This window comes from Rhizobium aethiopicum (genome assembly GCF_900094625.1).
GTDB lineage: Bacteria > Pseudomonadota > Alphaproteobacteria > Rhizobiales > Rhizobiaceae > Rhizobium > Rhizobium aethiopicum.
In genome coordinates, this window is sequence record NZ_FMAJ01000039.1 from 1 (window position 1) to 17,670 (window position 17,670).

Below are 17,670 nucleotides of genomic sequence, written 5' to 3' on the forward strand. Positions count from 1 at the left end.
GTGCGGCTGTCGAACAAGGTGACGGAATTGCAGGAAACGTCCAGGCCGAGGGCGGACTGGATTTCATGGGGTTCTGCCATCATAATTGGGTTCCATGCTTCGAATTGTCTGCGGGCGTGTCCTTCGGATAGCCCATTCAAGTCAGCAAGCGATGCGAAGCTGGAGCGGCAAAGTCCCTTCATGAGGTCGGTCGTTGACACCTATTCCTGTACGGGCGCTTTGCCGCACGAGCCCCGGGATGGCCATCCCGGGGCTCGTGTCCCAGCTTCCCCTGCAGTAAAGCATAGATTTGAGAGACAATTCCTGTTTTCACCCTCGATCACCATCACCAGCCTCTCCGGCACGACCGCGCTTGTAGGATTACTCGCGATTAGCTGGAGTGCGGTATCGTCTGCCTGGGGATCGGTCTTGGCGAAGCCTTTGATCACCCGCCACGGCAGCACCCTCGTGTCCGGCTACACGACGCTCATCGGAGGTGGAGGCCTGTTGTTGAGTGCACTGTTTTTCGAGCCCGAAGCAGCGGCGAGTTTGATGACACCGTGGAGCTGGCAGGCAGTCGCGAGTTGGGTGTTTCTTGTCCTCTTCGGATCGCTGATCGGCTACAGCATCTACCTGCAGCTTATTCGCGATATCGGCCCTGCCCGTGCGGGTAGCTTCGCATTCGTGTCACCCATTGTTGCCGTCGCCGTCGGCGTTGTGATCGCCGGCGAAACTCTGACCGCGGCGGGTATGTTCGGGATGATGCTGATGCTGCTGGCGTCAGCCATTTGTCTTTATGGGCGCGAGGATACTTCGAGAACTGCCGAACCCACGATGTCGAGGTGCCCGACCGATGCTTGATAACTGCCGCATCCGGACCGGCCCTGTTCGGCATCACCGCTCACGTTGGCGAAGGGCAGGACGGCGATCGACAGCTTCGGCGACGTTGCCGTCCTCGATTGGCTCGTCGCGGTTTGCAAGATCGCGGCTGGCTTGGTCCCGGCGCTGCCGACTTGCTGCGAATAGACCCGGATCGGTTCGGAGATGTCCTTGAGTTGCGTGTTGCGTTGCCACGAACTGAGGCATGCCTCGCGCAATCTCTCGGCGGTAATATGATGAGCGCCAGCCACGCGTGGCGACGCAATATCTCCGATCGAGAGGGAAGCTCCATGACAATGAGGAAATATACTGCGGAAGCAATCGGTACGTTCTGGCTGACATTTGGAGGCTGCGGCAGCGCCGTTATCGCGGCCGGCCTGCCGAACGTTGGAATAGGATATCTTGGAGTGGCGCTGGCATTCGGCCTGACTGTCGTAACCATGGCATACGCGATCGGACATATCTCAGGCTGCCATTTGAACCCGGCCGTCACGATCGGCCTCGCAGCAGGCGGGCGGTTCCCGGCAAACCAGATCGCCCCCTATATCGTTGCTCAAGTGGTCGGGGGCGTTATCGGCGGCGGCGTGCTTTACCTGATCGCCAGCGGCAAAGCCGGATTCGATCCCTTCGCGGGTTTCGCTTCAAACGGCTACGGCGAACATTCACCTGGCCAATACAGCCTGTTTGCCTGCTTCCTGGCGGAACTGGTGCTGACGGCGGTGTTCCTGTTCATCATTATGGGTTCAACGCACGGCAAGGCGCCTGCCGGCTTTGCGCCGCTTGCTATCGGTCTCGGACTGACGCTCATCCATCTGATCAGCATCGATGTGACGAATACCTCAGTCAATCCGGCGCGCAGCACGGGTGTCGCCGTCTTCGCCGGCGTCTGGGCTGTTCAGCAATTGTGGTTGTTCTGGCTGGCGCCGATCGCCGGCGGCGTAATCGGCGGAGCGCTTTACCGCTGGCTCAGCAGCGAACCCGATGGTGTCGTCATCGGAACCGCTCCGGCGGAATAACTCACCAGAAGCATCGCGAGCGGCCAAGCCGTCGGTCGCGATGCTTCGCGGCGTGCGAGAAGCCGTGTCTGGCGACCCCTTTCGCGGGACGATATCCTCTATGCCTTCCTTAAATGAAGCGTCATTCGCGCGCCTACTTCACCGCTAAGCAGGTAGAGGTTTTCATCGCCTCGCGGAGATTTTCAAGCGGCCCGACCGTCTGGGCGGCAATGCGCAAGCGCATTTGGGCTGTCGGCCAGTTCGCGGAACGCATGGAACACAAATGTAGATCTTGCGCACAGTCTCGATCGTACGCCAAACACCGACGAAACCTGGCTTCATGACGAAGCTGTCACCGGCGGGTTTCGTCGTGCCGCCCTCCTCAGTTTGGGCGGCCGGCTTTACGTCGGATCCGCATACAGGCGCATTGACACACGATGGAAAGCTGCGACAAGCATCGTACAAAGACTTGCGAGCGCCACAACGATAACGCGGTGCACACGATTGACTGAAGTCCGTTTCGATTTCGGGGACAAAGCCCCGACGAGAAATCGCCGGGCTTCGTTCGCATGTATCGAAGTTCGTTGTCGGGGCAGGGATTTGAACTCCGCGTCACAGCTCGAAGGCTGGAAGCAAACTCGGATATTCGAGGGATAAGGAGATCGCCACGCTCCGATTGCGCTTACGCCTGACTGAACCATTAACTCGTGGATTCTTCCTGATAGGGTGGTCTTGGGGATCGCAAAGCGCAAGATTGACGAGTGCCTCCTATTTCGGACGCTTTCCAACGAAGGTTCATGCCCCGGCGCTCGCTTGCGGTGCGGTCAGTGCACCGAGTCGGAAGATGGCGCGTTGATGCGAGTAGCGGCGACCCGACATATCTCCCGATTAAAGTCGTCGCCATCTACTCGACCGATCGGCAGCCGCCGGGTTGAACTTGAGACCGGGATCCGCGCACGGGTCAGCGCCGGTCGATTGCGGCTTCGACCTTGTTGCGTGAGTTTCCGGCGCTCTTGACGGCTTTCTTAACGGTAACCGTGATGATGCGTTCAAGCTTCCGATGGGGCGCGGGGACGAGTTCGCCCATGGCTCACCAGGCAGTCCCGATGCCCGGGATCGGGCGGCCGTGAAGTCGCGCGATATCTATATCCCTGATCTTCACATCGACACGCTCAAGGTGAAGAGCCGGAATTTACAGTGAGTATAGCGATCTCGGAGTCGTTAGACTGCTCGGAAACCGCGCACAGGCTAATTTCGCTGTCCGGTGATTAGAGTACGGATACGTTTTCCGCCTTCGATTTTCCGGTCTTACGATCTTGGCCCAGCTCGTAGCTGACCTTGTCACCTTCTCTGAGCGAGCCGCCGCGCTGCAATGCTGACACGTGAACGAAGACGTCTGTTCCGCCATTCTCAGGCGTGATGAAGCCAAATCCTTTGTCATCGTTGAAAAATTTGACTGTACCGGTGGGCATGACACTTCCTCTTTCGCTTCAGCGTGACTGGTTGCGGCGAATCTATAGCCCGAACGGCTTTCGATCAACGCTCAAACGCTTCCCGAGTCTGAGATAAATCTCACTGAGCCGATTTCGTCAAATCGGTGTGAGGCGATGGGGCTGGCGGTTCGTTTCCTTTCAACTGCAGAGGCTTTTCTGCCCCTGTCACGGCCTCCGTCAGCTCACCGTATGCCGAGCCGAAGGTCGTGCTGTTGAAGCCGCTTTATCTGCAGCGCGTACAAAAAATGCCCCGCATTTTCGCGGGGCAGGTGTGCGATATGGAAAGTTGGATGTAATAGGCTTCCCGGCACATCCGCATGTCAAACACTGTGGATCAGAGAAAGTTCCACGAGAAGCAGGAAGATCATCGAGCCGAGGGAGAAGGCCGCGCCTTGGCTGCTCTCGATGCTTCTCATCGGATAAACTCATTGTCACCTTGGCTGACTGATTCGCGGCGAGCGACCTGAAGAAACCCTGGATAGCATAGCTTGGAACTTTGCTATGTGTCGTTTGTAAGTAGCGTAAATACAGGAGCCAGGGAAGGCTGAAATACCTAAACTTAATTCTAAATTAGAAAATCGAGCGAACTCTTACAGCTATCCGACCGTAGTGGTCGCCCCCTCTGGAGCTGGAGAGCTGAATGAAACGCCCAAGTGTCAAGCAGGCCCTAATCGCCGTTTTGTCCGCCATCTGTGCCTTCCTTCTTGTCTTATCCTATAATTCCCTCAGTACGATTACGACGCTGAACGACAATACTCAGCAAATCGGCGGCTTCTGGATGAAGAGACTGGTCACGGCCAGGGACATCAAAGGCAACTTCTCCGACCTGAAATTGGCCAATGCGCACTACCTTTTGGAGACGTCAACAGAAGGACGTGTTGCAGCAGCAAAGATGGTCGCCGATGCGAAGACTGCAGTCGAGGGCGTGATTGAAGAATATCTGAAGGGCGTCCGCACCGAGCGGGGCCGCGAGCTAGTCAATCAGGTGAATGCGGAGCTCAGGAAATACGACGAGCTCGGTGAACAAATGGTCCGACTGCAAGATAGCGGGAAAGCCGCCGAGGCAGCCAGGCTCTTCCGTGATAGTATGGAGCCGCAATCCGAATTGGTCGGCCAGAAGATTGCCGACTTGGTGGCATTCATTCTTGATCAGACCGAAGCTTATGTCTCCGCAAGTCGCGAGGCGGCAAGCCACGCATTCACTGTTACAGCGATGATTGCAATACTTGCAATCCTGATTGCCTCGACTGGCACTCTGTTTGCCGTACTCGGTATCGCAAACCCGATCCGGCGCATTGCCTCCGCCATGAAGCTTTTGTCCGATGGCGATCTGCAAAGCGAGATACCCTACGCCGGCCGCGCCGATGAGATTGGTGCGATGGCGGCAGCGGTTGAAGTGTTTCGCCAGAACGCCATAAATGTCCTTCGATTGGAGCAGGAAGCGTCGGCATCGCGGAGCCAGACGGAGGCCATTCGTGCAGCAGCACAAGAGCGTGCGGAGCGAGAAGCGCAACAATTGCGGTTCGCGACGGCCACGCTCGGCGAGGGATTAAGACGTCTGGCTGGCGGCGACGTCTCCTTCCAGCTGGCAGAGCCCTTTGCTGCGGAATACGAACAATTGCGCGAGGACTTCAACGTATCGCTCAAACAATTGGGTACGGCAATCGGCGCCGTACTGCAAACGGTGCACAGCATCGACAATGGAACGCGCGAAATCGCATCCGGTGCGCAAGATCTTTCCAAGCGTACCGAGCAGCAGGCCGCATCGCTGGAGGAGACGGCAGCCGCTCTCGATGAGATTACCGCCAATGTTGCGACTGCCTCAAAGCGGACCGACGAGGCTCGCAACGTCGCACAGGAGGCGAATGTCAGCGCTGAACGTTCAGCTGCAGTCGTGTCTCAGGCCGAACAGGCCATGAGACGTATCGAGGATAGCTCGGAGCAGATCTCTAACATCATTGGCGTGATCGATGAAATCGCTTTCCAGACAAACCTCCTGGCGCTTAATGCAGGAGTGGAGGCAGCCCGGGCCGGAGAAGCAGGTAAAGGCTTTGCTGTTGTCGCTCAGGAAGTTCGCGAACTCGCGCAGCGCGCGGCGACTGCGGCGAAGGAGATCAAAGGGCTTATCGAAAAGTCGTCTTTTGAGGTCGGCACCGGCGTGAAACTTGTTCTGGAAACCGGCCAGTCGCTGAAGTCGATCGGCGAGCATGTGGCTCAGATCAATCAGCTGATGTCGGCGATCGCGACATCCGCTCGCGAGCAGTCGACTGGACTTGCCGAGATCAACACTGCCGTCAATCAAATGGACCAGTCCACTCAGCAGAACGCGGCGATGGTCGAAGAGTCGACGGCGGCGGCAGCGTCCTTGTCGAGTGAAGCGAGCAGACTGCGTGACCTCGTCAACCAGTTCAGCCTTAGCGATGCCACTGACCATTTCGCTGAAACGACAAGTGATATGCGAGTCAGGGCAGCATGATCATTGGTGGCGGCTGCTGTGGTGGGCGGTCGATCACCTTTAGCTGAGCAATCGGCTGTCGCTGAGGGCAACGGCGTCAGCAGGAAAAAATCTGCGTGAGCTACTGGCTTCAACCCCGTCACGGAATTTCGTGCCTCTTCCGCGCACATACGCAATTTCATGCGACTTGACTCGTGTCCGCCGGCGTCGCAGCTGCGGCCAGATAATGTCTTTCGCTGCGGAAAAATGGCTCTCAAAGGGAGCACGGCAATTGCAGCCTTCAAAGGCCACCCGCAAGGTAGTGCTTGCTCAGTCCTCGACACGTGAACCGGATTGGGCCTGGCCGCTGCTCTTAGTGTCCGCTCGGCTGCGGCTGGCGGTGTCGCAAGCGACGATACGCTGCGTGAAAGTGCTGCCAGGACCATGGTGATATGATTGCCCTTGATAATAATTCTCCGAGGTTCAAACACGCCTTGCAGTCCACATTCCCTGCGCCGCATGCATGTCTTGATTATTTGTGAAGGGGCGGCTGGAGCTTCCCTCGGGTCACCGAATGACCTGGATTACCTTCCGGGAGGAAGGTTCGACGATCACACGCTGATCGTTGACGATCGCGTATCCATATCTCGGATCATCGGGAACCGGCGTCACGACGACGGTCTCCGGCAGGGGCTGTCCGACGACGACCTTCTCCTTCACCACGACGCGTTTGGTCGGGGCGGCCTGCTGAAAGCCAGCTCGCCGGCGTTGTCATCCCGCATATGAGAGGGGGCCTCAGGTAGCCAATCCGACTTAGGTCCCGCTTTCCCTTTGCTTCGCCAACTCTAGATTCCTATGATCCTTGTTGAAAGGACGCCAGGGAGGTTTTGTGCGTTGTGGTAACCTCTAGTCAGAGACCTCCCTGGTGATGCGCAAAGTTGCGGTCCACGCTGGGAGACCGAGCTTCGCGGCAGATGGATAATGCATCTTTCGAGTAAAGGCGACTTTACATGCGGGCCGGTACAGTGGATTGGTACCGGAGCGGAGACTTCGCTCCTCTCCTGCTGGTTCTGAGCGGTAAGAAGAAGCACCACACAAATGATTCGATCTGTCGCTGATGTTGCCGACGCCTCATGGTCGCGTGGCCGAGCGACGATGACGAGGAATACATTGTGGCGTAAAAGCACCTTGATGCCATCCAGGGCAATATCGGCAAACGTAGCGCGAACCGCCCTCATTCTCGCTGCGGAAGAAGCCCTAGTCCCGTGTGAGGTTGTTCACTGAACTCCGCCCAACGGTTTCTCACGTGTCGTAATCTTAGACGACTACCGGTCGGCGTGGGCCGGACGAACGTACATCATTTATTACTTCGCACCTGCGGTAATTGTCATACGATTCAAAATGCTAAATCATAACAGAAATCAGTTGCTTACTCGAAGTTTCTCGCCTACATTTTTTACAGCGGAGTTTCGAAATATCGGCGCCCTTGCCGGCGATACTCAGCGGTCGTTTGAACTCGCTTGAGGGAGGATGATGACGTTGTTTGTCCGACTTCGTTTCTTCGCAATGATCTCGTCTCCATCCGATACGGACCTAGGACGGCAATCTGACGCGTCGTAAACCCTTTGTTCCACTTTTCTAAGATGGTGCTCCGTGTGGTGCGCCCGAGGTTTGTTATGCAAAAGCAAGCTGTCGTATTCAATGGCCAGGAAGTCGGGATCGCGGTCCCTGTCGAAAGCCGTCTCAAATTCATCGCTGTCCGCTTCAATGTCATCGACCTGGACAACAGGCTCTTCGACACGGTTACCGAAATCCGGCGCGCCATAACAGAGCATCTCGCCTCCAGCGGTCGTGCGACCACCTCGCACTGAGTGGCTTAAACTCTGATCGCCATTCCGAAGGCACTTCGAACGCCTCCAAGTACGCTTTCCCGCGATGGTGGGAGCGTGGAGATCGCACTGACTTCGGAAGGAGCGGACATCCCCCTCGCCGTCGCGGATAACCGGGCAGTGCCCGCCCGACCGTTGCGACGGGATCGGATCGAAACTCGTTAAGGCGGCCCGTTCGATGGCGAGGGATCAGGCATACCTCGAAGAAGGGGTGCCGTGTCGAGGTCAGGCTGAGGCAGCCGACGAGAAATCGCAGGCTTTGTTCGATTTTATCGAATGTCGTTGTCGGGGCAGGGATTCGAACCCCGCGTCACAGCTCGAAGGCTGGAAGCAACCTCGGCTACCCGAGGGATGGGGAGAGCGCCACGCTCCGATTACGCTTACGCCCGACTGAATCTATAACGCGTGGGCCCTTGCGATTGTTCCTGATAGGGTGGCCTTGCAAAGCGCAAGATTGACGAGAGCCTCCACACATCTTGGATGCCGTCTTGATAGTTTCGACGACTTATCGTCGTTACCGAGTTCCTGAGTGCGCTAACGCAGGCAAACCCCCGGCGGTGTCGGTCTTCGCCGCACGGGGGAAACGTGTGGTCGATGGTTCGATCCTTTTAAGAGCTTGGATTGCGCGACGCGGGCCTGCGCCTGCTCAATGCCGCTGAAGTACTTGGCATTCGAGGTATGCTCGTTCATGGGATTTCAGATGACGCACGGGCCTTCTACGGGGCCGTCGGCTTTCTGTCTTCTCCTTCCGACCCCATGATGCTGATGGTCGGATTGCATGACCTCAATAACGCGCTGAATCCTTTCGGTTGACTGCATTCTATCTCGTCCCAACTCGCTGGATTTTCGGCAAAAGGTTCCCCAACATTAAATGGGTGCCTCGAGTTCTAATCCCTTCAACTGCGAAGGGTAACGGGAGTTCAATCGCCACTTCATACACGCGTCGCGATCACAGACAACACACCAATGGAGGCGGTAGGGATAAATCAGAGGCTTCCTGCGCTCACTAGGGACGAGTTCATTCGTCTTAGGGATACAAGATCGAGGACGATGTTCGGGGCAGGGACCCACGCTGCGGAACACTTCAAGCGATCTGGCAATCGGGCCTCATCGCCTGCGGCGAAAATCCCTCAGACAAGGGCCCGCACTACCGCATCTACGCCGGCGACGTCGAGCTTGGCGCCGCCTGGCAGAAGCGCTCCACCGAGAACGACCGCGACTACCTCTCGTCAAGCTCGACGACCCGAGCTTCCCGGCTCCGATCGACACGGCGCTGACGGAAGTCGATGACCGAAGACGGCTACCAGCTCATCTGGTCCCGCCCGAATCGGGACTGAGGAGCAACAGAGCCCGCCCCACCAATGCCTCGGTATGCGGCATTGGATGGAAATGGATGGATTAATGGATGCGGCTATGCCATACCCGTTTGGATGGTAATGGATGGGACAATGGCTGCCGGTGCTCGACCTTTCAAAATTGCGGATCACGCCTGAGATTTTGTCACTGATCGCCCGAGATCGATGAGTTCAAAGGTGCCTGGCGTGCATTGGGGCGTATCGCCCCAGATCGACTCTCAAGCTTGCGGCGGGTTGCAAAGATCGAGAGCATCGGTTCGTCGACCCGCCATCGAAGGCGCAAAACTAACAGACCGTGAAGTCGAAAGGTTGCTCTCGAATCTGCGCATCGGCTCATTTGCCAGCCGCGACGAGCAGGAGGTCGCAGGCTATGCTGCGGTAATGGAGACTATTTTCGCAGCCTTCGACTCCATCCCGCTCAACGAAAATCATATCCGCCAACTGCACCGTGATCTCCTCGCCCATTCGACAAAGGATGAACGGCACCGCGGAAATTGGAAGACATTGTCCAACAATGTGGAGGCCTTCGATGAAGACGGTCGCAGCTTGGGTATTGTCTTCGAAACTGCATCGCCCTGCGATACGCCCGGTCGGATGGCCGATCTTGTGGCCTGGCAACAGGCTCAAGAGAAGGATGGCACTTTTCATTCCTTGCTCATCGCCGCGGTCTTTGTAGTTGTTTTCTGGAAATCCATCCATTCCAGGACGGCAATGGCCGCCTGTCGCGGGCTCTGACGACATTGCTGCTTCTTCGGGCTGGTTATGCATATGTGCCATACAGTTCGCTCGAAAGCGTCATCGAGCAGAGCAAGGAGGCCTATTATCTCGCGCTACGCCGCACACAGGGCACGATTCGCACTGATCAGCAGGATTGGAACCCGTGGATCGAATTCTTCCTGAGAAGCCTCCAGCGCCAGAAGCAGCGTTTGGAGCGCAAAATCGAGCGCGAGCGTATCCTCCTTGGCGACTTGCCGGAGCTTTCCGTTGCGATTCTCGAACTGGCGCGTGAGCGCGGGAGGGTGACTGTTATGGACGCCGCCAATGCGACGGGGGCGAGCCGGAACACGATCAAGGATCACCTGCGTGTATTGACCGAGCAGGGACATCTGACCCTGCACGGAGCGGGTCGCGGAACCTGGTATGGCCTGAGCTAAACAGCATCGAAACTGGCGTTCGGTCATGAGCCGATATCCGCACTGTCATTGACGATGTGCGGCTTGCCACGGCCAAATTCCTTTCAGCCTGTGGGTGACGCTCCTCTGCGGGCTCGATGAGGCATGTCTGACCGGAGGGCGGCTTCGCGCCTCAGTCGTCTTGCCGCAACGCCCGTCCGGAACGTTCTTCCCCTGTGGCTGCGCCGCCATTCCTTGCGGTTCAACAAAATTCCTCCCGGCCGCCCTTCACGCTGTTCCGGCCCTTCGGGTGGGGTCCGTTCGTCCATGGTCCTTGCGACTGTCATCGAGGCCGCGAAGGGCGCGGCCCGATTGAAGGATGGATCGCCCTTCGCTTTGGCAGGCCTATGGAAATCTGGCACCACCCCGCCGGCATAGATATCCGCAACTTCGCTATCGTCACCTGCGCACCGAACAAAATGATGGCAGCGATCCGGGATCGCATGCCCGTTATTCTCCATCGGAAGGACTATGAGCGCTGGATGTCCGACGAGCCGGATCCCTCCGACCTGATGAAGCCGTTCGATGCCGAGGCGATGACGATGTGGCCGGTTACCCGCCGCGTAAGCAACTTCAGGAACGCTGGGCCGGACATTATCAATCGAGTTGATCTCAGAGCGACATAATTCAACAGAAAGATTAGCAAGTTAAGGCTAATTGAATATCTTTAGAACCATGTCATCCTTCCATGTGCCGCGTCCCCTCCGGTTGGCGGCACGGGTAACACAAAATGCCCCGCGCAGTTTGCGGGGCATCTTGGGTTCTTGCTCGCTCGACATCGGGGCAAGGCTGCCCGTCCGCATCGAGACATCTTTCGCAAACGTGCCGTAAGAAATCGTCCTCCGTTGGGGGAGGTGCCGGCCAATATTGTGTTGATCGCCAGAGGCACAGCGCAGGGGCGCATATGGGAATGATCAAGGCCCTGCCGAGCGAACAGGAACCCACACCCGAGCCGATTCTTGATGTCCTGATGACAGCGCCAGAGTGCCGATAATAGCGATAATGGCGATTAGGATGACGATGATGGGAAAGGCGAGACCGGACGACTTATCTTCATGGTAGATCATTGATTGCTCCTGCGGTCCGGCGGCGCGAAACGCGCCACCGGACAGTGTGCCGGTTAAGTCTCGATTATGTAGATAATCGTCAGGGCATCGGGATCGACGATGACTATGCGGCCGTCCGCAAGGATGAAGAAGCGGTAGCCCTCATATTGCGGAACGATTTTGACTATGCGCGGCGGCAGCGGTTCAAGCCGGACCTTCTTCGGGATCTTCACTCCAACGGAGACCGTGAAGTCTACGTCCTTCACCGGCTCGACGTGGACCTCCTTCACGACCGTTCGAATTTCGGTCTGTTGTTCGACCGAGATGTTGACGTTGGTAGTGTTCGAAGTCTGCTTGTTCGTCGTGGTATTGTTGTTGACGTTGGTTTCGGACGAACTCTTGTTTGTCGTCGTCGCATTCTGATCGGTCGACTGCTTGGTTGCATCCCCGCTCTGCGTGCTGGCGCCGCCGCTCGCGCCTTCGGCAGGTTTGGCATTTTGCGTGCTGCTCTTCGTGCCGGTAGTGGCCGAACCGCTGTTATCGGTAGTGCCGGACTTGGCGGCCGGCTTCTGTTCGGTCGTGGCGCCGCCGCTGGCGTCCTGCGATCCTGGCTCGGTTTGCGTCGAAGCCTTCCCGGAGGCAGTTCCGCTCGTCGAGCTATCGGTCGAAGGCTGCTCAGCGCTCTTCTGCGTGTCCGAACTGCCGGATTTCTGCTGCGATGACTGATCTTTGCCTTGCGGGCAGGCTCCCGTGGCGTCGGGAGTGCAGTCTGTGCCGGTCTTGCCGGAGCCGGCCTGCGAACCGGAGTCCGTGCTTTGAGAACCGGACTCGGTCTGGCCGCTGCTCTTGGTGGTGTCCTGCTGGGCCACGGCCGGCAGCGTCGCAAGCGGCGAGACGCTGAGGGACAGCGCTGCGACAAGCATGGTGAGATGGTTGCTTTTCATAATTCAGTCTCCAAGGTTCGAACACACACGCAATGCCGCCCCGCATTCTCGGAGCCACAAGCGTGCGATCTATGTTGGAAGGAGGGCGGCCGCGCCGCCTTGGGTCACTGGATGATCTGGATGACCTTCCGTGAGGAAGGTTCAACGATCACGCGCTGGTCGTTGACGATCGCATATGCGTATTTCGGATCATCGGGAACCGGCGTCACCACGACCGTCTCCGGAAGAGGCTCTCCGACGACCACTTTCTGCTTCACTACGACCCGTTTGGGGGCGGGAGCCTGCTGAACATAGGTCACCACCTTCTGCGGCGGCGGATCGATTGCTGTGCCGATGACGGCGCCCGCAACGCCGCCAATAGCTGCGCCAGCAGGACCGCCGACGATGGCTCCGGTGACTGCGCCGCCGGCAGCACCGTTGACCGTCGAGGATTGGGCAAAAGCAGATGCGGACGCCAGCAAGATACCCGCTGCGATCCCTACTGATTTGATATTCATGTGTTTTCCTCCTTCGATGCGGTTGGTTCCGCTGCAGAGCCAAACCCTCATGATGGAGGAGTTGTTCCAGATCTCAGACTTGATGCCGGGGCGCATCCAGACCTTAGTCTTACCCATTTTGGTCCATTTTTGGATACGGCTGCTGGGTGGGAAAGTGGCTCAGCAATCGGTCTTGGACGTTCTCCGAGCCGACGATCATCGCGGCAAGCGCGATGGCTTTCTCGCGGTCGGCAGGTTTGGTTATGTAGCCTTCGAGCAGCGCGACAGGGCCGAGCATCCTGACCTCGATGGCACTGCTATCAATGTCTGGATCGGCTGAAAGGGTTGCTTCGATCGTGGCGATCGTCGATGCTGAACTATGGCCTTGCGAGCAGCGCTCTTCGTGGTTGTAGTTGTCAGGGCCGAATTTCATAGTCTCCCCCTGTCCGCCCCTCCACGGACCTTCACGTTACCTCAGAACTATATGAGCCGGGGATCGGCGGCCACCAGTCCGACTAAGGTCCCTCTTTCCCCCGGCGCGATCTCCATTAGATTTTTCTGATCCTTGTTGAAAGGACATCAGGGAGGTTCGGTCGTCGTAGCTGATCCAGTCAGAACCTCCCTGATGACGCTACACCGCGCCGATCCATTTTGAGCCGGAGTTCGCGGCAGGTGGGAAGGCATTCTTCGAAGAGGGACGATCAGCAATGCAGCGAGTAGGAATCGTGAGCTGGTACAGGAGCGATGACTTCGCTCCGCTGATGCTTATTGTCAGCGGCAGGGAACAGCCCACGGCAGTTCGTTCCCTGAGGGAGGTTGCCGACGCCCTTATCGCGGCTTGGCCGATAGACGACGGTAAGGAATATATTGCAGCGGTAAAAACTTGCCTGGACGCCATCCAAGGCAATATCCCGGCCAAAACAGCGCGCGCCGCATTAATCCGCGCTGCGGAGGAAGCCGGCATTCCTGTAGCGGCTTTCGTCCACTGATGGACCTTGCAAGGGTGCATCCGTATTGAGTGATACCATCCAACTTAATAGGGTGTTGAAGTTTAACCCCTCCGAAGTGAATGTAAGAGACCGCAGCAAAAGAAAATGAATCCCTTCGTCTGAACGAACAGTGCCTTGGTCGTTGACGTGGCGAGAGATCTGCAATGCTTCCAGATGTAGCCGAGGATCGAAGAGCGAGTTTTTATTCTGACCATTCCTTGGTTTCAGTAGTCATTCCTGCCTTCAACGCTTCCGCCTATATTGAACGCACGCTTCGGTCCGCTATCTGCCAGACCTATACCGCCCTGGAGATTATCGTTGTCAATGACGGTTCAACGGACGACACGGCAAAACTTGTCGGACGGGTAGCGATGTCGGACCCACGAATCCGTCTCCTGAGCACGTCCAATCGAGGTGTGGCCGCGGCGAGGAATACCGGGATCGAGGCATCATCGGGCCGATTTCTGGCCTTTCTTGACGCCGACGATCTCTGGCATCGGACGAAAATCGAAAAGCAGGTGGCCGCTCTCAATCGGTTGTCCTCGCGTTGGGCTGCGGTCTACGCGCTGCATTACCTCATTAACGAGAAGGACGAGATCATTCAGGGAGGCAGTTCCGATGGCGCAAGAGGATTTATCTATGCCCGGCATCTGAATTTCAAGTTTATAGGCAACGGCAGCGCGCTCCTCGTCCGACGACACGTTGCGCTTGAGCTAGGTGGATTTGATAGCTCATATGCAGCAGCCGGTATTGGAGGCTGCGAAGACCTGGATTTCGAGCTCAAACTGGCGTCACGCTACTTCATCGAAGTCGTTCCAGAACGGCTGGTGGGATATCGAAAGCATTCCGGCAGTATGTCGTCCAATCACCTGCAGTTGGGAAAAGTGCTTTGGAAGTCGTTAGGCGTTCTATCGCCGCAAATCCGGGTCTCCCCAGGTACGCAATTCGAAGTGCAATTGACGCGACCCAAAAATATGCGTTCTGGGAATTCCGCCAGGCTCGGACAACATCTCTATCACTCGCCACTATTTGGTCGATCTTGCTGAGCGATCCGCGTTTCGTTGTTCGGCTTGTACTTCAGAAGGGTCTGAGTGGGATACAACGCTATCTTCGTCTCGGGAACACTACAGCAAATGATGAAGCGTCACCCCGGATGAATAGGTCGAAATTCGACGATCTAATCACTACCTCATTTCCTGAATGCACGGAGGAGACCCCTCGGCTACGACGTCAGCTGAACCGACTGGCTGCCGTGGATGCGATCCTGAGCTCAACTCTTTTCGAGCGAAGAAGAGCTAATGTGTCGGAAGGTCCAATGATAAACGAATCGCGAGCCCTTGGAAGCAGGCCCGCGATCTTTTGAAGTTATTGAACGACCTCGATCACCGCGCGCGTCTTTGGATTTACCAGCACACGCTTTTTGTTAACGACCACATAGCCGTAATCAGGTTGATCGGGGATTGTGTGAATTTCGACTGTGTCAGGCAGGGTCGTACCGACAGCGACGTCGCCTTCAAACGTGACGGATGGCGTTTCCTGTTTCATGACATAGGTTTTGACCTCGCCAGGAACGACGACCGTCGCGGTTTGGGCGACCGCGGCTCCCCCAAGCGACAGAAACAGCGATACGGCAGTGGCGACTAATACTTTCATGTTATCCTCCTTTTGAATGTCCCGTCAAAACGCTACCGTCAGGATAAAGTTCCTCCGCTGAACGGCATGCCCGCGGGATGTTCGACTAGCCAGCTCCGCCTCGGTTTGTCGACAATGCCTTTTTCTAGCGACGGTGATCGGCGACCAGCTGGACCTTTGGGGAACGGCTCTCTGGGGAACGGTGTTACGCGAACATACGGGTTCAATGGTAATGCGGGAGCGTTCATTATAGGATCGAGGTAGGGTCATCCGCTTGTGGCCTGATGGATGAGGCGCAACATGATCATCAACCCCTATGCCAATTCGTGTCGGGCTCGAGAACGCTTCCTAGAAGCCATTCTCCAAAGTGCCATCGAATATGCAATCATCTCCGTCGATCTTGATTACCGGGTGACGACCTGGAACGAGGGTGCGCGCCGGATCCTCGGATGGGACGAGACTGAAATCATTGGACAGCCCATCAGCGTAATTTTTACGCCGGCAGACCGGAAGACGGGAGTTCCTCAACGGGAAATGACGGCCGCTTTGACTGAAGGTCATGGGAATGATGAGCGCTGGCATGTTCGAAACGACGGGTCGTTATTGTGGGCATCCGGCCAGATGATGGCCTTAAGGTCGGACGACGGCAAGATCGAGGGCTTCGTGAAGATCCTCAGGGATCGAACCGAGCAGCGAGAGAGTGAGGAGCGGCAGCTCCTCCTGATGCACGAGCTCTCCCACCGCATAAAGAACACGCTTACCGTTGTTCAGGCCATTATCAACCAGTCGTTCAGAAGCGCGGTCAGCATGGAGGACGCGGAGCAGTCTATCTTGGCGCGGATTAACGCTTACGCAAGCGCGCATGACATCCTGCTCCAAAGGAACTGGCAGTCCGCGAGCATGGACACTATGGTCGAGGCAACCGTGGCCAATCTAGGCATTGGGCCGGATCGTGTTAGGGCAGGAGGCCCAACGGTCAAACTGAATCCTCAGGCAACGTTAGCCTTCGCTCTCGTGCTGCACGAGCTCATCACGAACGCTACAAAGTACGGGGCTTTGTCAGTTGACGGCGGATTCATCGAAATTGGATGGTCCCTGCGCGAGGAAACCGGGGAAGAACGCTTCGACCTCCGTTGGCGAGAACGCGGCGGTCCAGTTGTGGAAGCGCCCAAGAAGGCGGGTTTTGGCTCCCGGCTCATTAGCTCAAGCCTATCCGCGTTCGGAGACGTCTTTGTTGATTATGCCGCGACTGGCTTGATCCTCAACCTCGATGCGTCGCTCCAGCGCCTGCAAGATCAACGCTCTGCAGATGTCCCCTAAGTTGAAGCAGGTACAGCGCGATTTCCGGTCCTCAAAGATAGCGCCGGAGGCGAAGGGTGGGACCTGACAAACCAAGGCAAGGACAAATTCGTTTACGTGTCGCACAAGCATCATCAGAACGTTGAACATACTAACCAGAATTGGTCCCAGCCCGATAGGTTTGCTATTATAATAGTAAGTTATGCCTAATTGACGATCGCTAGAACTATGCGATCCTTGCACGTGGCGCGACCCCTCATTGGCGCCGTTCATACAAAATGCTCCGTATAATTTTGCGGGGCATTTTGCTTTTCTGAATCGAATAGTCGCCGTCGAGTGAACCTTGGTGACGCGCTTTTTGTCCAGTGGGCAAATGAATTTGACCATCAGTAGCGTCTCCCAACCGATGAATCCTTCGCCCGGCCCTCGGAAGATCGCAGCGTGGCCGATCCACGATGCTTTCCTCATCGACCGCCATGCTGTAGCCGCAATTGCGAAGGATCGATAGCTTAGGGGCGAGGAAGGACTATTCCCCTGGCAGTATGTTTTCGTGAGAGCAAATCATGTAAATCTGCAGCAATAGTTAACCTTTACCTTCTTGAAGTCATCAGGGGCAATGTAAATGAAAACTGTATTGATTTCAGGCGGAGCTGGTTTTATTGGGTCGCATCTGTGCGATCGACTTCTGCTCCGGACAGACGTTCAGAAACTTGTCGTTGTCGATAACCTCTGGACCGGACTTTTCGAGAATATCGAGCACATCAAGGACCCCCGTTTCCACTTCGTGAAATCCGACGTCGAAACCCTGCAGACCTCCGAAAAATTCGACGAAATCTACCATCTTGCCTCTCCCGCATCGCCGCCCTGGTATATGAAGGAGCCGAAGCGAACGATTTCCGCCAATCTCCTCGGGGCAATGCGGCTTCTCGACCTCCTGAAGAAGGGCGGCCGTTTCGGTTTCACCTCATCTTCCGAAGTTTATGGCGACCCGCTGGTGTCGCCGCAGCCGGAATCCTACAAGGGCCAGGTTGACTGTACCGGGCCGCGCTCGTCCTACGACGAGAGCAAGCGCTGCACAGAATCGCTGC

At 56.8% G+C, this 17,670-nt stretch carries 17 protein-coding genes and 6 pseudogenes; 13 read left to right on the forward strand and 10 right to left on the reverse strand.

Translation table 11 applies throughout. The annotated features are described in order from the left end of the window. A partial coding sequence (locus tag GA0061105_RS33135) for a hypothetical protein (protein ID WP_208601720.1) occupies nucleotides 1-200 on the reverse strand: 200 nt, incomplete at its 3' end. Between GA0061105_RS33135 and GA0061105_RS31200 the strand changes: the two genes are divergently transcribed. Continuing rightward, complete coding sequence (locus GA0061105_RS31200; protein ID WP_092755215.1) at nucleotides 181-840, forward strand: EamA family transporter; 660 nt, start codon at nucleotides 181-183, stop codon at nucleotides 838-840. The genes GA0061105_RS33135 and GA0061105_RS31200 overlap by 20 nt on opposite strands. Before the next feature lie 23 nt (nucleotides 841-863). Here the strand turns inward: GA0061105_RS31200 and GA0061105_RS33665 are convergent. Then, nucleotides 864-1,043 (reverse strand): annotated as a pseudogene (locus GA0061105_RS33665) (adenylate/guanylate cyclase domain-containing protein); the annotation flags it as partial. 105 nt (nucleotides 1,044-1,148) lie between these two features. Here GA0061105_RS33665 and aqpZ point away from each other — a divergent pair. Beyond that, nucleotides 1,149-1,874 carry an aquaporin Z gene (gene aqpZ, locus GA0061105_RS31210; protein WP_092755193.1) on the forward strand — a complete coding sequence of 242 codons (726 nt, stop codon included), beginning with the start codon at nucleotides 1,149-1,151 and terminating at the stop codon, nucleotides 1,872-1,874. Between the two features lie 255 nt (nucleotides 1,875-2,129). Here the strand turns inward: aqpZ and GA0061105_RS33670 are convergent. Continuing rightward, a pseudogene (locus GA0061105_RS33670) lies at nucleotides 2,130-2,237 on the reverse strand (cupin domain-containing protein); the annotation flags it as partial. Between the two features lie 884 nt (nucleotides 2,238-3,121). Next, complete coding sequence (locus tag GA0061105_RS31220) at nucleotides 3,122-3,325, reverse strand: cold-shock protein (protein ID WP_064710235.1); 204 nt, start codon at nucleotides 3,323-3,325, stop codon at nucleotides 3,122-3,124. A gap of 661 nt (nucleotides 3,326-3,986) precedes the next feature. On the opposite strand from GA0061105_RS31220, the gene GA0061105_RS31225 reads away from it, so the two are divergent. Then, nucleotides 3,987-5,822 (forward strand): HAMP domain-containing methyl-accepting chemotaxis protein, encoded by a 1,836-nt coding sequence (locus GA0061105_RS31225; RefSeq protein ID WP_092755196.1) that lies wholly within the window; start codon nucleotides 3,987-3,989, stop codon nucleotides 5,820-5,822. A 525-nt stretch (nucleotides 5,823-6,347) separates the two neighbouring features. On the opposite strand, the pseudogene GA0061105_RS31230 reads toward GA0061105_RS31225, so the two are convergent. Continuing rightward, a pseudogene (locus GA0061105_RS31230) lies at nucleotides 6,348-6,530 on the reverse strand (DUF1236 domain-containing protein); the annotation flags it as partial. 926 nt (nucleotides 6,531-7,456) lie between these two features. Here GA0061105_RS31230 and GA0061105_RS31240 point away from each other — a divergent pair. From GA0061105_RS31240 to GA0061105_RS31260, 6 genes and pseudogenes are all read left to right on the forward strand, one after another. Next, the gene (locus tag GA0061105_RS31240; protein WP_167358603.1) at nucleotides 7,457-7,651 is read left to right on the forward strand and encodes a hypothetical protein; all 195 of its coding nucleotides are present in this window, start codon (nucleotides 7,457-7,459) and stop codon (nucleotides 7,649-7,651) included. A gap of 639 nt (nucleotides 7,652-8,290) precedes the next feature. Then, nucleotides 8,291-8,482 (forward strand): acetyltransferase, encoded by a 192-nt coding sequence (locus tag GA0061105_RS31245; RefSeq protein ID WP_245304457.1) that lies wholly within the window; start codon nucleotides 8,291-8,293, stop codon nucleotides 8,480-8,482. A gap of 296 nt (nucleotides 8,483-8,778) precedes the next feature. Continuing rightward, a pseudogene (locus GA0061105_RS31250) lies at nucleotides 8,779-9,006 on the forward strand (DUF736 domain-containing protein); the annotation flags it as partial. Between the two features lie 183 nt (nucleotides 9,007-9,189). Next, on the forward strand, nucleotides 9,190-9,759 hold the full coding sequence (locus GA0061105_RS33680) for a Fic family protein (protein WP_245304458.1): 570 nt from the start codon (nucleotides 9,190-9,192) through the stop codon (nucleotides 9,757-9,759). Next, nucleotides 9,714-10,178, forward strand: coding sequence for a Fic family protein (locus GA0061105_RS33685; RefSeq protein ID WP_245304459.1), 465 nt, complete (start codon nucleotides 9,714-9,716; stop codon nucleotides 10,176-10,178). Before GA0061105_RS33680 ends, GA0061105_RS33685 begins: the two co-directional genes overlap by 46 nt. Before the next feature lie 321 nt (nucleotides 10,179-10,499). Then, a pseudogene (locus tag GA0061105_RS31260) lies at nucleotides 10,500-10,822 on the forward strand (SOS response-associated peptidase); the annotation flags it as partial. 288 nt (nucleotides 10,823-11,110) lie between these two features. On the opposite strand, the gene GA0061105_RS33045 reads toward GA0061105_RS31260, so the two are convergent. From GA0061105_RS33045 to GA0061105_RS31275, 4 genes are all read right to left on the reverse strand, one after another. Then, nucleotides 11,111-11,263 carry a hypothetical protein gene (locus tag GA0061105_RS33045; RefSeq protein WP_167358604.1) on the reverse strand — a complete coding sequence of 51 codons (153 nt, stop codon included), beginning with the start codon at nucleotides 11,261-11,263 and terminating at the stop codon, nucleotides 11,111-11,113. A 53-nt stretch (nucleotides 11,264-11,316) separates the two neighbouring features. Continuing rightward, on the reverse strand, nucleotides 11,317-12,186 hold the full coding sequence (locus tag GA0061105_RS31265) for a DUF1236 domain-containing protein (RefSeq protein WP_092755200.1): 870 nt from the start codon (nucleotides 12,184-12,186) through the stop codon (nucleotides 11,317-11,319). A gap of 104 nt (nucleotides 12,187-12,290) precedes the next feature. Beyond that, a complete protein-coding gene (locus tag GA0061105_RS31270) occupies nucleotides 12,291-12,683 on the reverse strand; it encodes a DUF1236 domain-containing protein (RefSeq protein WP_092755224.1) in 393 nt (130 codons plus the stop codon). A gap of 109 nt (nucleotides 12,684-12,792) precedes the next feature. After that, complete coding sequence (locus GA0061105_RS31275) at nucleotides 12,793-13,095, reverse strand: BON domain-containing protein (RefSeq protein WP_092755203.1); 303 nt, start codon at nucleotides 13,093-13,095, stop codon at nucleotides 12,793-12,795. 274 nt (nucleotides 13,096-13,369) lie between these two features. Between GA0061105_RS31275 and GA0061105_RS31280 the strand changes: the two genes are divergently transcribed. Together GA0061105_RS31280 and GA0061105_RS31285 are read left to right on the forward strand one after the other, a co-directional pair. After that, on the forward strand, nucleotides 13,370-13,651 hold the full coding sequence (locus tag GA0061105_RS31280; RefSeq protein WP_092755206.1) for a DUF982 domain-containing protein: 282 nt from the start codon (nucleotides 13,370-13,372) through the stop codon (nucleotides 13,649-13,651). Nucleotides 13,652-13,815: 164 nt separating this feature from the next. Next, nucleotides 13,816-15,014: pseudogene (locus GA0061105_RS31285) on the forward strand (glycosyltransferase family 2 protein). 2 nt (nucleotides 15,015-15,016) lie between these two features. On the opposite strand, the gene GA0061105_RS31290 reads toward GA0061105_RS31285, so the two are convergent. Further along, nucleotides 15,017-15,304: a DUF1236 domain-containing protein gene (locus GA0061105_RS31290; protein ID WP_092755209.1), complete on the reverse strand. Its 288-nt coding sequence runs from the start codon at nucleotides 15,302-15,304 to the stop codon at nucleotides 15,017-15,019. A gap of 279 nt (nucleotides 15,305-15,583) precedes the next feature. Between GA0061105_RS31290 and GA0061105_RS31295 the strand changes: the two genes are divergently transcribed. Together GA0061105_RS31295 and GA0061105_RS31300 are read left to right on the forward strand one after the other, a co-directional pair. Further along, nucleotides 15,584-16,603, forward strand: a complete 1,020-nt coding sequence (locus GA0061105_RS31295; protein ID WP_092755212.1) for a sensor histidine kinase — start codon at nucleotides 15,584-15,586, stop codon at nucleotides 16,601-16,603. Between the two features lie 601 nt (nucleotides 16,604-17,204). Further along, a partial coding sequence (locus GA0061105_RS31300; protein ID WP_141130266.1) for an NAD-dependent epimerase/dehydratase family protein occupies nucleotides 17,205-17,670 on the forward strand: 466 nt, incomplete at its 3' end.